The sequence below is a fragment of the Bacillus sp. AF62 genome, from assembly GCF_050312695.1.
Taxonomy (GTDB): Bacteria; Bacillota; Bacilli; order Bacillales; family Bacillaceae_G; genus Bacillus_A; species Bacillus_A cereus.
Map to the genome: position 1 here is coordinate 37,527 of NZ_JBNPJZ010000055.1, position 13,058 is coordinate 50,584.

The following is a 13,058-nucleotide window of genomic DNA, read 5'->3' on the forward strand; positions in this document are numbered from 1 at the left end:
ATATTTTAAATGAAGTAACAGTTTTTATATAAAAAATAATTAGGTAGTCAGAACAGAGATATTTGGGAGGAAACAAGCGCGATGAAAACACTATTTAAAATAATAGGTATTCTAGCTGGTATGGCGGTAATCGGAGTAGGTTTAACATATGGTATGCTGCATTATTTAAATAATAGTAAACCAGCTGCGAAAAAGGCATCACCAGCTGCTCCAGCAGTAGAAGTATTAGCTGATAGTAACGTAAAAGCAGAAGATGCAAAGCTTTTAGAGAATGGCAATTATTCATTGCCAAATAGTGGTTTTAATAAAAATTTTAAATGGACAGATGAGAACATACAGACAGCATTACATGAAATGGCACATCAAAAAGCGAAAGCTGATCAAAAGTGGGGCTATATTTTTATTACACAAGAGCGGATTGAAAGCTTAATTGATATTGTAAAGAGTAATGATCTTGTACAGGGAAGTACATATGTAGAAATTTTAGAACGATGGAAACAAGGAAAATATGAAAAGGTTGATGCAGATCACAATAAGATTTGGAAATTACAAAGTGGGAATTTAGGAGAAGGAAAAGGAGTAATGTCGGAAGCTGAGCAAAAAGAATTAATTAATCAAGTGTTTATGAACAAAGGTACATATTCAGGGAGTAAATTAATTGCAGGTGGCGGACAGACTAATAAATAATATACTAATTAATGTAAGAGAGTAATTGCTTATTAGGCAATTACTCTTTTTATATGTACTTCTTAATATCTTAATCTCGTTCAAGTAAGGAAAGAAACGACTGTAACACCGGAGCAATCCATCTAGATTTATGATAGATGACATGACTTTGAATAACTGCTGGAGTTTCGATAGGCTGAAAACACAGTTGTTCTTTTTGACAACTTTCTTGTACAACGATATAAGGAAGAATTGAAATACCTAACTCACACATAACAGATTGTTTAATGACTTCAACACTGGAAGTTTCAAATGTTTTATCTGGAATATTCCCGCTTTGACGTAAAAAACGATCTACCATCGGTCTATACCCGCAGCTTTGTTCTGTAAAAATAAACTGGGTGTCCTGTAATAACTGAAATGGATTTGCGTGTGCAGCGGAATAAGCGGGTAGAATCCATCCAAATGTTTCATTACTAAAAGTGCGCGTAATAAAATCATTATGTTCTATACTTTCTCCAATTATGAAGATAACATCTGTTTCTCCTTCACGTAATTTTTGTAATGCTTGTTCATTTGTGTTTGTTTCCAGTACGATATTTACTTTCGGATTTTTCTGTTTGTAAGTACGTAATAATTGTGGTAATCGGTACACCGCTAATGATTCATTAGATGTAATACTTAATGTCCCTTCCAAATGATCGGTATTTTGGGGGATTTCTTGTGCTTTTTCATATATTGCAAGTAATTCTAAAGCATAAGGGTGAAATTGATGACCCGCTTTTGTAAGTAGTACTTTTTTTCCTAACCGATCGAAAAGAGGGATATGTAAATCGTTTTCTAAAGCTTTCATATGTGCTGTAACAGTAGATTGTGCATAACCTAGCGCATGAGCAGCTTTAGAAAAACCACCATACTTAACGATGGCACAAAATGTTTTAACGTGTCTCATCTCCATAAATGGTCCCTCCTTTATTATCATGATTTGTGAATGATTATATCATGTATTTCAATTTTCCAAATGATTAAATCCCTTATAAAATGAAATTGTAGAAATATTCATTCAAGTGATATTGGAGGAGAAAAGATGATCAAAAAGAGTTATCATGTAGCTGTTGTTGGGGCTACAGGTGCAGTAGGGCAGAAAATTATTGAACTGTTAGAGAATGAAATGAAGTTTAATATAGTTGAAGTTACATTGCTTTCGTCAAAACGATCTGCTGGTAAGACAGTGCAATTTAAAGGACGAGAGATAATTATACAAGAGGCAAAAACAACTAGCTTTGAAGGTGTAGATATTGCTTTTTTTAGCGCTGGTGGAGAGGTATCTAGACAATTTGTAACTCATGCAGTTTCTAGCGGTGCGATTGTAATTGATAACACGAGTGAGTACCGAATGGTGCACGATGTACCACTCGTTGTTCCAGAAGTAAATGCACATACTTTAAAGGAACATAACGGTATCATTGCAGTTCCGAATTGTTCAGCATTACAGATGGTAACAGCACTTCAGCCAATACGAAAATCATTCGGATTAGAACGAATTATCGTTTCAACATACCAAGCTGTATCTGGTTCTGGAATTCATGCGATTCATGAATTAAAAGAGCAGGCTAAGTCTATACTTGCAGGTGAAGAAGTGAAGAGTGATATATTACCGGTGAAAAAAGATAAAAAACATTATCCAATAGCGTTTAATGTACTGCCTCAAGTAGATATATTTACAGACAATGATTTCACTTTTGAAGAAGTCAAAATGATTCAAGAAACGAAGAAAATATTAGAAGATGAAAACCTGAAAATGGCAGCTACTTGTGTACGTGTTCCAGTTGTATCGGGGCATTCAGAATCGGTTTATATAGAACTGGAAAAAGAAGCAAGCGTTGCGGAAATCAAGGAAATACTAATGGATGCACCAGGTGTTATTTTGCAGGATACCCCTAGTGAACAGTTGTATCCAATGCCATTATATGCAGAAGGGAAAATAGATACATTTGTCGGAAGAATACGTAAAGATCCTGATACGCCAAACGGATTCCACCTCTGGATTGTTTCCGATAACCTATTAAAAGGTGCGGCTTGGAATTCAGTTCAAATCGCAGAGACTTTAGTGGAAAAGGGGATACTTTAATATAGTTTAAAAAACTGGGGAATCGTTAATGATTCCCCAGTTTGTATTTCATAATTGTTTTCTTTATTTCGGCCAACTTTAATTAAAATTAGTCGTTATTGAATTTTTATAAATATCTACTTTATGTGCAGTGAAGCGTAAGGTTTTGGATTCTGCATGAATTGTAAGATTAATAATAATCGATAACGGCATTTCGACCGTTTTCACAATATCTTCTATAGAAATATACTCATTTTTTGCTTCCTTATAATAAACAACAGAACGAATTACGGCCTCGTCACCTTCAATATCAATTTCACACATCATAGGGAATTTTTCACCATTATGTAAGAATAATTCGCCTAGTACGATTGAACCGTTTAATTCTTCTGTAAAATTAGTAGTTGCCGCTGGTTTTACCCATGTTTCGTCATGTTCTTCGTTTTCCTCTTCATCTATTGCCCATTCCCAAATGGGGTTTTGTTTTAGGTCCTCAATAGTTAATTTATCAATTGGTTTGCAACTACTTATACATAAATTCTCCTTTTATTTTGATAAATAAGTTTTTTGATTTCATGAATTAGATGATTGCTTATAAGTGGGTTTAACAAAGTATTTTGCTCATTTGATATCCAAACTACTTTATTTTGAAATAAAGCTATTACAGCAATATTAACAAAACTTTAATTGTCTAGTAAATAATTATTAGTGGAGATATTAAAATGGGATGGTGTTAAAGAAAGATAGTAAAAAACATCAAGGATGAATGAAATCCATTTGGTACGATATGGATATATCCAATGTGAGGGGGAGTTTGATGTATCAAGTAAAGGGGTATTTTTCATCATTAAAAGGAAGTTATTATGAGATTGGAAAGCAACAAGGGGAATTCGTGAAACAAAATCCGTATCTCATCCCGCAATTTATACACGAAGAAAATGTAATATCTAATAACCATTGGACAGAATCGAGAAATATACTAAACAAACATTGTCCAGGCATAAATGAAGAAATTGAGGGGTTTTGTGAAGTGTTAAAAATTCCTTCAAAAAATATGATGTATTACTATCAAACACTATTGAAAGCAGGTTGTAGTCATTGTGCAGTATTACCTAAAAAGACCGATTTAGAGCACACATATGTATTAAGGAATTATGATTTGTCACCAGTAATAGATGATATGCGTTTTTGTTCAACTCATGTTGAAGGTGCGTATGCACATAGTGGCTTTTCTACTCAATATTTTGGCCGAACGGAAGGGATAAACGAGCATGGATTAGCTGTTACATTTTCAGCATGTGGTCAACCAGTAGGAAATATTGCAGGTTTAAGAAAGCCAATGGTGAGTGGTTTACAATGTTTTGCGGTAATTCGATTGTTGTTGGAGAAATGTAAAAATGTGCAGGAAGCTAAGTTACTAATAGAAGAAATCCCAATTGCTAGTAATATTAATTTAATAATAGCTGATCCTTTAAATGCAGCATATATTGAAATATTTGACGGTCATAAATCCACAATAACGATTGATGGTGAAAAACAAGCTTTTATTGTATCAACAAACCATGCAGTTAGTTCATCAATTCAGAAATTAAATAATAGGAAATTAGAACAATCAACAAAGAGATATCACCTTTTACATGAGCATTTAAATAGATGTGAACAAGTAAGCATAGAGTCTTTAAAAAAGTTAGTAGAAGAAGAATATCCTGCTGGACTTACTGTGCATAACTATGAAGAATGGTTTGGAACTTTACATTCTGTATTATTCGATTTACATGATCGTACAATGAAGATTTGTTTCGGATCACCACTTTTAAACGACTGGTATTCATTGAAAGTTGGAGGAAGTATGCCGTTTTCTGAGGTGAACGTGAACTTTAAAAATAAAACTTATACTGACTTTTGGAAGGAAGATAAGAATGAATTGATACCTAAAAGATAAATGGGATAAGATGGTGATGTAAAGAGTGCATTTATACTGGAGGGATTATCAATACTAAAAGTTATGTTACCATTTGTTCTTATCTTTTTTCTTGTCATTGCGATGTATATTGCTTATCAAAAGAGAAAAAAATCTGGGATAAAAGGATTGAAAAGTTCGTTAACTTCTATTTGCTTCTTTTCACTTGCAATCTTAAATATGTTTGCATATTGGTTTCATTTTGGCGGTGCTTTTACTTGGTTATTTTCAATTGTATTATTGCTAGTTGGTGCATATTTTACTAAATATATTCCAATATCTAAAAAGGTACATTAAAGTTTATAAGAGTTAAATATAATGTTTACTTTGTTTTGAAAAGAGATTATTCTACTAAATTGTTGTGAAACGGTTTCATAGGATAATCTCTTTTGTTTAGTTTTGGAAAGAACGTACTGTGATTTTTAGTTGCTCAATAAATTCTCGAGTTGCAGCACACATATATTTATCTTTTCTATAAATTAGCCCTATTTCAATTATTGGAGTAGGGTTTTCTATTTTAATAGCTTGAATGTTTTTATTTTGTAAAAAGTCTATATATGGTTTGGGTAACACTGTAATTCCCATTCCTTTGGAAACCATTTGGATTAAAGATTCCATCGTACTAATTTCTAAAATTGGCCTTGGTTTAAAGTTGAATTTTTGACAATGAGATGTAATTAGTTCGGTTAAAAAGAAATTTTTAGGCAAAAGAATTAAAGGGTAGTTCTGTAATTCAGCAATAGATACATGGTTACGTTCAGCTAATCGATGACCAGTGGGCACGACTAATGTAAGATCGCTTGTGTATAGAGGGATGGAGATAATCTCTTTATCTTGCACCGGGAGAAATGTAATTCCAATATCTAGTTCGTTTTGTAATAATTTTTCACGAATATCTCCTGTACGAAGCCCTAATACAGAAAGTTCTATATTGGGATATAAATTATTAAAATTTAAAATAGCTGGTGGTAGTAAATAATTTACGACGGTTAACAAAGCCCCTATTGTTAAGGAACCTTGCTGTAATCCGTTTAGGTCTTGAATAGCTGAACGAGCTTGTTCGACTTCATGAAAAATGGTTTTACTATGTGATAATAAAATCTTCCCTGCTTCAGTTAATGATATTTTTTTACCAATTCGATCGAAAAGTGGCATTCCTACTTCATGCTCTAATGCACGTATTTGTTGACTTAGTGAAGGCTGTGAAATATTTAATTTTTCAGCTGCTTTTGTGAAATGTAATTCTTTTGAAACAGCTAAAAAGTATTCAAGTTGTCGTAATTCGATTGGAATCACCTCAAGTATAATGATAGGTTATACCTATCATTATTATATAAATAATTGAATTGAACAATGATTTTAGAGGTTTTATAATCATCTTTATGTAACAGAGAGGGTTGTAAAAATTAATCGAGAGAAAATACATGTAACACCTGTAAAGGAGGAAATAGAATGGCTAATGAATATCAATTATTATCTTTAAATATAGGATTACCAAAAGAGGTTATATACGGCGGAAAAGTAATTCATACAGGCATAAATAAGAAACAAGTAAAGGAACCGGTATATTTATCCTTTGTAAAATTTAATGGAGATGGACAGGCGGACTTAGTTCATCATGGAGGAGTAGTTAAAGCAGTTTGTGTTTATACTGGTGATCACTATCCATACTGGGAAAAAGAATTGAATCAAGATCTTGTATATGGGGCTTTCGGAGAAAATATAACAGTTAGTGGTATGCGCGAAGAGGATGTTTGTATTGGTGATACGTTTGAGCTCGGAGAGGCAATCGTACAGGTAACACAACCAAGGCAACCTTGTTTTAAATTAGCAAAAAAATATAATATTCCAAAGTTACCACTATATTTTCAAGAAACAGGATATACAGGATTTTATTTTCGTGTATTAAAAGAAGGGTGGGTATCATCAGTCGATACATTAAAAAGTCTACAGTCTGATCCGAAAGGTGTTTCAATAGCGTTTGCTAATCGTATCATGCATAAGGAAAAACAAAATATTGAAGGGGTAAAAAGAATATTAGAAGTAAATGCACTTTCAAGTAGTTGGAGAAAGTCTTTTGAAAAGCGTATAAGTGGAGAAGAAATTAATACGAAGGAAAGACTTGAAGGGATAAAAGAATAAAAAAATTTTATTATAAATAGTGTATTTCTATTAGTAAAAGCTAATTAGAAAGCGCTATTTTTATATAATAAACTAATTAATATCCAGAAATCTTAATATTGTTTTATTCGACTTATTTTCAAATAGTCAAAACATAAAATTAATTAGACTTTTTTTTTATGTTTTATGATAGTATATTGATTGGTAAGACCTCTATTTTTAAGAGTAGGTCATATAAGTATATCTAATTTAATGGAATTTAACATTTGGAGGTACAACATGGGGAATGTTGAAAAATTGGCAAGTCTTCTAATAGAAGAACCGAAAAGAGAGCAGTTATTTCCTTTATTTGAAGAAGTGTTTGGAATTAAAACTCAAACATTGAATGATTTTTCGGATAAAGGATATTGGGATGATACATATAAAGCTTTATCGTTTTTACAAGAAGATAAAGTGATTGCAAATGTTGCGGCATTTTCACTCCCATTATTAATTAATGGTGAAAAAATAAATGCGGCGGGTATTCAATCAGTAATGACACACCCTAATTTCCGTAGACAAGGGTTAATGACACAATTAATGGGTAAAATGATAGAAGAAATCGATAAGAAATGTGAATGTGCATTATTGTTTACGGAAAACCCTGAACTATATACAGCATTTGGATTTAAAGTTGTGCAGGAATATTTGATGACTATACCATATGATAAAAATATTAATAATAACGATTCACTACTTAAAAAGTTAGATTACTATAATATAGAGAATAGACAGTTAATACATGAAACTATTGATAGTAGCCAAAGACTTTCAAATAGTTTTTCAACTTTAAACTTCCATCCTTCATTTTATTTGAATATGTATGATTCGGAATGGAATGAGAAATTGTATTATTCAGAGAAACTAGATGCTCTAATCGTTTATGAAGTAGAAAATGAAAAGTTGAAATTATTTGGAGTATTTGCGCCAGTACTTCCGGTTTTAGATGAATTATGTGGAGAAATCAATGAAAGGTTTACGGAAATCGAATTTTATTTTTCTCCGGATCAATTAGGGGTTGAGGATGTACAGTTTACAGAAGTACAGTCTAGCAAGTATTTAATGGTTCGAAGTGATAAAGAGTTAGATTTTAAAGGTTATAAATTCCCAGTATTAGCGGAGTTTTAAATGTCTATATAAATGCTTTATTATGGAGGAGCTATGAATATATCGTATATACCAGAACATATTGAGCAACTCACTATAATGAATGTACCTGAATACTATAAAATTAATGATAATCATGCGTTTATTGTCCGTTCGAAAGCAGAAACTGATTTTTGGCTTAAAACACATTATGGTTTTGAAGTAATGAATGGTCATGTATTTTATAATGAGATGATGACAGACTTTCAAGCTGAAGTTCAGTTACGTATGAATCCAAATTCAAAATTCGATCAAGCAGGTCTTTTTGTTATGATTTCGGAGAACTGTTGGTTAAAAACATCTTTAGAATATATCCCTGAAGGGCCATCTCACTTAGGTGCTGTCGTAACGAATAATGGATATTCTGACTGGTCAACGCAAGATTATCCAACTGAAGCAGCTAAGCAACAACTTCGTTTTCGAATTATTCGAAAACGCGGTGATTATACAATATATGTGAAAAAGAGCCATCAGTGGGAACAAATAAGAATCGCTCATTTAATGGAGGATATAGGGAATGAGCCTATTAAAATAGGTTTTTACACGTGTAGTCCTTCTAAAAATAAGGGATTTGAGACTGAGTTTTTACATTTTACAATTGAAGAAATATAGATTAAAAACCGTATTCTTTTCATTAAGAATGCGGTTTTTGTATTTACATAATATAAAGCACATTTATTGACCAGAAAGTCATTAATACTTATCATTTAATAATGTTAAATATTAATTTACATAATATAATAGAAGTAATGAAGAAATTACAAAAAATATCGCTTAAATAAGGAGGGATATGAATTATTCAGTGGTAATTTCATGGGAAAAGGAGATTATGTATGAAATCATTTCGTAAGTTATTACAGTATTTAAAACCATACATGTTCTTCGCTATTATTGGGCCGCTATTTATGGTACTTGAGGTTGCGATGGACTTAATTCAACCGACTATTATGCAACATATCATTGATGTTGGGATTGCAAATCGGGATTTAAATTATGTAATAAAAATGGGGCTTCTTATGATAGGAGCAGCAGCACTCGGTTTAGTTGGAGGGCTTGGGTGTATGATGTATTCTACAAAAGCAGCTGTTAATTTCGCTACAGACATACGAAAAGATGTGTTTGCGAAAATAGAAACATTTTCTAGTAATAATCGGGACTCATTTGGAACAGGTAAATTATTAACAATCGTGACAAATGATATCACTTCCATTCAATCGGCAATGACGATGACATTACGTGTTCTCGTTCGTGGTCCACTGTTATTTATCGGAAGTATAATTATTGTTTTTGTAACAGCGCGAGAGTTATTTCCAATATTACTTGTAGTTGTTCCGATTTTATTACTTGCGATTATTTTAATTGCAAGTAAAGCAAGTGGTACATTTAAAAAGGTGCAAGAGGCATTAGACAAAGTGAATACAAAGCTACAAGAAAATTTATCTGGTGTGCGTGTTATAAAAGCGTATGTAAGACAAAAATACGAAATCGCTCAATTTGGAAATGTAAATACAAATTTAACGAAGATAAATATTCGAGCTGTGCAACTTATTTCTTTAATGATGCCAATCATTATGCTAGTTGTAAGTGGCGGGATTGTCGCAACATTATGGATTGGTGGAGAAAAAGTATTCGATGGAACGCTCCAAGTAGGAGCGATTTTGGCATTTATTAATTACTTGAATATCATTTTAATGTCACTTATGTCGATTAGCATGGTATTTATTCAAATTGCGCGAGCTTTTCCATCTGCGGATCGTGTACAGCAAGTGTTAAATACCGAGGTTGATATTATAAGCGAAGCGAATGCGATCGAACCTGAGAAAATTGAAGGAAATATCGAATTTAAAAATGTTAGTTATAGCTATACGAAAAATAATGAATACGTTTTAAAAGATATTTCGTTTAGCATTCAAAAAGGTGAAAAAGTAGGGATTATTGGATCAACTGGAAGTGGTAAATCTACCTTAGCGAAACTGTTACCACGTCTATATGATGTGGATCATGGTGAAATATGTATAGATGGAATAGATGTTAAAAAATATGATTTGCAAAAACTTCGTGCTTCAATAGGGTTTGTACCTCAGAAGGCGTTGTTGTTCTCAGGCAGTATAGAAGAAAATTTACGTTATGGTAAAGAAGATGCAACACATGACGAGCTGGAAGTAGCAGCTGCATCAGCTTGTGCGACTGAGTTTATCAATAAGCTGGAAGAATCTTATCAATATAATTTAACACAAGGCGCGACAAATCTATCAGGTGGACAAAAACAACGTGTATCAATTGCAAGGGCACTTGTGAGAAAGCCACCGATTCTCATATTAGATGATTCTACATCAGCAGTTGATGCAAAATCAGAGGCTACTATTCAAATAGCTTTAAAAACAAAATATAAAGGCACAACAACTTTATTAATTGCGTCCAAAATTTCTTCCATAATGGATGCGGATAAAATACTTGTATTAGATAATGGTGAATTAGTTGGCAATGGTACACATGAACAATTGTTAGAACAAAGTGAGGTTTATCAGGAAATTTATCTTTCCCAAGGTGGTAATTTGGATAAAGAAGGTGGGGAAGAACATGCGTAATTTTCAAGGGCAATTTGCTAATAAAGGTGGACGAAACACCCCAAAGATGGGAAAAGCTAAAAATGCTCAAGGAACTGTAATGCGGGTATGGAACTATATGGGCTATCAAAAAGCTGCTCTTATGTTTGTTATATTTCTAGTCGTTGTTACTACATTACTTGGATTATTAGGTCCCTATTTTATGGGAGTTATTATAGATCAATATATTGTACCGAAAGATTTAAGTGGTACAGCAAGAATGTGTATGTTACTTATCGTGATTTACGGTGTAACTGTACTTTTAACATGGTTACAAACATTTGTCATGATTAACGTTGCATTAAAAACAATTCAAAAAATACGACAAGATATTTTTGAGAAAATCCAAACGCTTTCTTTACGGTTCTTTGATGTGCGTTCCCAAGGTGATTTAATGAGCCGTGTGACAAATGATATAGATAATTTGAATCAAGCTTTGACACAAAGTGTTGTACAAATCATTTCATCAGCGTTAACTTTTATAGGTGTAACGATTGCAATGTTCGCCTTAAATTGGATTTTAGCAATTGTAACTTTAATTACAGTACCTATTATGTTTTACGTTACAAAAAAACTAGTTGCATATAGTGGTAAAAACTTTGCGAAGCGTCAAAAAGATTTAGGTGAATTAAATGGATTTATTGAGGAAGCAATTACAGGTGCGGATGTTACAACGTTGTACGGAAAAGAAAAAGAAACTGTACAAAATTTCAATAAAATTAATGAACAGCTAAGAGTTTCAGCTACGAAGGCTGATACATTTTCAGCTTTTATTTTTCCAAGTATGAACTTTATTAATAACTTAGGTATGGGGCTTGTCATTGGGACTGGATCAGTTATGGTTTTAAACGGAATGACAACAGTAGGAGTTATTGCGGCTTTTATTAATTATTCTCGTCAATTCTCAAGACCGCTAAGTCAATTTGCGACTTTAATGAATACAATTCAAGCGGCAGTTGCTGGTGGAGAACGTGTTTTTGAAATTATGGATGAGGTACCAGAAATTCAAAATAAAAAAGACGCATTCGTTGTACAAAATTTACAAGGGCATGTTGCACTTGAGAATGTTTCATTTGGCTACGCAGAAAATAAAACGATTTTAAAAGAAGTGAGTCTTAAAGCGCAGCCAGGAGAGACAATTGCTTTAGTTGGTCCAACTGGATCAGGGAAAACAACAATCATTAATTTGTTAACTCGCTTTTACGATATACAGCAAGGACAAATTCATATTGATGGAAAAGATATAAAAGATTATGATATTAATTCTTTACGAAGTAAAATAGGAGTAGTTTTACAGGATACGTATTTATTTGCTGGTTCGATTATGGATAATATCCGTTATGGACGCTTAGATGCTAGTGATGAAGAAGTTATCACTGCAGCTAAGGCAGCATCTGCACATTCTTTTATTAAGCATTTGCCAAATCAATATGAAACAGAAATTGCTTCAGAAGGATCGAATTTAAGTCAAGGACAAAAACAACTTCTAGCGATTGCACGAGCAATTTTAGCAGATGCAGATATATTAATTCTCGATGAAGCGACATCAAATATTGATACAAGAACAGAATTACAAATACAAGCAGGACTAAATAATTTAATGAGAGGTCGCACAAGTTTTGTGATCGCTCATCGACTTAAAACAATTGAAAAAGCAGATCAAATTCTTGTTATAAAAGATGGAAATATTTTAGAAAGAGGGAATCATGAATCTCTCATGGAAGATAGAGGGTTTTATTTTGATTTGTATACGAGTCAGTTTAAAATTTAATAAAAAAAATGAGGTTTCTCTAGAAAAGAGAAGCCTCATTTTTTTATTTGTAAACTTTATGAATTACTTTTCTAACCAAATTAATTATCCGACCTGAAAAATACTTATACTTGCAGATACATTTGTTAAAGAGCCACCATCACTATTTGAGAGAGTGATAGTACCTGCTGAAGAGGTGTTATTTATTAAAGTCAATGTTGAAGGAACAACTGTTACGGTAAAAGCAGCAGTACCTTGATTTATTGTATGTGGTGACCCCGTACCAAAACGTCCACCTGAAATTGGTGTACCATTTAGTTCGAGGGAGAATTGGTTTTCGCGAGATGCTTGTAATTGAAACTCTGCTACATATGTTCCTAGTGTATTAATTATAATATTTCCAGTACCTGTGATGTGGCTAAGGGCAGTTCCTGTTATAGGTCCATTTGTGTTAAAAGTAACATTACTTCCTACTGCAATTGATTGGTTAGTAGTATCAAAAACATATAGATAGTTTGTTAATCCTACACTAGCCGCCCCGGTAGGCCCAGTAGAGCCAGTAGCCCCAGTGGAACCAGTAGCCCCAGTAGTTCCAGTGGAACCGGTAGAGCCAGTAGTTCCAGTAGGCCCAGTGGAGCCAGTAAGTCCAGTGGAACCAGT

At 33.0% G+C, this 13,058-nt stretch carries 12 protein-coding genes and 1 pseudogene; 9 read left to right on the top strand and 4 right to left on the bottom strand.

The window, feature by feature from the left end; all coding sequences use genetic code 11:
- The first annotated feature begins 81 nt into the window (after window positions 1-81).
- Window positions 82-687, top strand: a complete 606-nt coding sequence (locus ACQRBL_RS11530) for a PRK06770 family protein (protein ID WP_000853593.1) — start codon at window positions 82-84, stop codon at window positions 685-687.
- 70 nt (window positions 688-757) lie between these two features.
- On the opposite strand, the gene ACQRBL_RS11535 is transcribed toward ACQRBL_RS11530, so the two are convergent.
- Window positions 758-1,624, bottom strand: coding sequence for a LysR family transcriptional regulator (locus ACQRBL_RS11535; RefSeq protein WP_411996326.1), 867 nt, complete (start codon window positions 1,622-1,624; stop codon window positions 758-760).
- A gap of 129 nt (window positions 1,625-1,753) precedes the next feature.
- Here ACQRBL_RS11535 and ACQRBL_RS11540 point away from each other — a divergent pair, with 129 nt between their 5' ends.
- Window positions 1,754-2,797 carry an aspartate-semialdehyde dehydrogenase gene (locus tag ACQRBL_RS11540; protein WP_078993331.1) on the top strand — a complete coding sequence of 348 codons (1,044 nt, stop codon included), beginning with the start codon at window positions 1,754-1,756 and terminating at the stop codon, window positions 2,795-2,797.
- Window positions 2,798-2,875: 78 nt separating this feature from the next.
- On the opposite strand, the gene ACQRBL_RS11545 is transcribed toward ACQRBL_RS11540, so the two are convergent.
- Window positions 2,876-3,307 (bottom strand): hypothetical protein, encoded by a 432-nt coding sequence (locus ACQRBL_RS11545; protein ID WP_411996331.1) that lies wholly within the window; start codon window positions 3,305-3,307, stop codon window positions 2,876-2,878.
- 286 nt (window positions 3,308-3,593) lie between these two features.
- Between ACQRBL_RS11545 and ACQRBL_RS11550 the strand changes: the two genes are divergently transcribed.
- Window positions 3,594-4,718, top strand: coding sequence for a C45 family autoproteolytic acyltransferase/hydolase (locus ACQRBL_RS11550; protein WP_000285230.1), 1,125 nt, complete (start codon window positions 3,594-3,596; stop codon window positions 4,716-4,718).
- A 51-nt stretch (window positions 4,719-4,769) separates the two neighbouring features.
- Window positions 4,770-5,033 (top strand): hypothetical protein, encoded by a 264-nt coding sequence (locus ACQRBL_RS11555; protein WP_024927934.1) that lies wholly within the window; start codon window positions 4,770-4,772, stop codon window positions 5,031-5,033.
- A gap of 96 nt (window positions 5,034-5,129) precedes the next feature.
- On the opposite strand, the gene ACQRBL_RS11560 is transcribed toward ACQRBL_RS11555, so the two are convergent.
- Complete coding sequence (locus tag ACQRBL_RS11560; protein ID WP_000612240.1) at window positions 5,130-6,032, bottom strand: LysR family transcriptional regulator; 903 nt, start codon at window positions 6,030-6,032, stop codon at window positions 5,130-5,132.
- 156 nt (window positions 6,033-6,188) lie between these two features.
- Here ACQRBL_RS11560 and ACQRBL_RS11565 point away from each other — a divergent pair, with 156 nt between their 5' ends.
- The 5 genes from ACQRBL_RS11565 to ACQRBL_RS11585 all read left to right on the top strand — a co-directional run bounded on the left by ACQRBL_RS11565 (window position 6,189) and on the right by ACQRBL_RS11585 (window position 12,419).
- Window positions 6,189-6,878 carry an MOSC domain-containing protein gene (locus ACQRBL_RS11565; RefSeq protein WP_411996327.1) on the top strand — a complete coding sequence of 230 codons (690 nt, stop codon included), beginning with the start codon at window positions 6,189-6,191 and terminating at the stop codon, window positions 6,876-6,878.
- Window positions 6,879-7,136: 258 nt separating this feature from the next.
- Entirely contained in the window at window positions 7,137-8,024 is an 888-nt protein-coding gene (locus ACQRBL_RS11570) for a GNAT family N-acetyltransferase (protein ID WP_000528665.1), read from the top strand.
- A gap of 33 nt (window positions 8,025-8,057) precedes the next feature.
- On the top strand, window positions 8,058-8,654 hold the full coding sequence (locus ACQRBL_RS11575) for a DUF1349 domain-containing protein (RefSeq protein WP_097919977.1): 597 nt from the start codon (window positions 8,058-8,060) through the stop codon (window positions 8,652-8,654).
- A 221-nt stretch (window positions 8,655-8,875) separates the two neighbouring features.
- Entirely contained in the window at window positions 8,876-10,630 is a 1,755-nt protein-coding gene (locus ACQRBL_RS11580) for an ABC transporter ATP-binding protein (protein ID WP_000834774.1), read from the top strand.
- A complete protein-coding gene (locus tag ACQRBL_RS11585; RefSeq protein ID WP_023521904.1) occupies window positions 10,623-12,419 on the top strand; it encodes an ABC transporter ATP-binding protein in 1,797 nt (598 codons plus the stop codon). Before ACQRBL_RS11580 ends, ACQRBL_RS11585 begins: the two co-directional genes overlap by 8 nt.
- Before the next feature lie 84 nt (window positions 12,420-12,503).
- Here ACQRBL_RS11585 and ACQRBL_RS11590 read toward each other — a convergent pair.
- A pseudogene (locus ACQRBL_RS11590) lies at window positions 12,504-13,058 on the bottom strand (collagen-like protein); the annotation flags it as partial.

Excerpts from the sequence above, each read along its gene's own strand:
- ACQRBL_RS11535 (WP_411996326.1), bottom strand. The coding sequence starts at position 1,624 with ATGGAGATGAGACACGTTAAAACATTTTGTGCCATCGTTAAGTATGGT.
- ACQRBL_RS11530 (WP_000853593.1), top strand. The coding sequence starts at position 82 with ATGAAAACACTATTTAAAATAATAGGTATTCTAGCTGGTATGGCGGTA.
- ACQRBL_RS11540 (WP_078993331.1), top strand. The coding sequence starts at position 1,754 with ATGATCAAAAAGAGTTATCATGTAGCTGTTGTTGGGGCTACAGGTGCA.
- ACQRBL_RS11585 (WP_023521904.1), top strand. The coding sequence starts at position 10,623 with ATGCGTAATTTTCAAGGGCAATTTGCTAATAAAGGTGGACGAAACACC.
- ACQRBL_RS11565 (WP_411996327.1), top strand. The coding sequence starts at position 6,189 with ATGGCTAATGAATATCAATTATTATCTTTAAATATAGGATTACCAAAA.
- ACQRBL_RS11580 (WP_000834774.1), top strand. The coding sequence starts at position 8,876 with ATGAAATCATTTCGTAAGTTATTACAGTATTTAAAACCATACATGTTC.
- ACQRBL_RS11550 (WP_000285230.1), top strand. The coding sequence starts at position 3,594 with ATGTATCAAGTAAAGGGGTATTTTTCATCATTAAAAGGAAGTTATTAT.
- ACQRBL_RS11570 (WP_000528665.1), top strand. The coding sequence starts at position 7,137 with ATGGGGAATGTTGAAAAATTGGCAAGTCTTCTAATAGAAGAACCGAAA.
- ACQRBL_RS11575 (WP_097919977.1), top strand. The coding sequence starts at position 8,058 with ATGAATATATCGTATATACCAGAACATATTGAGCAACTCACTATAATG.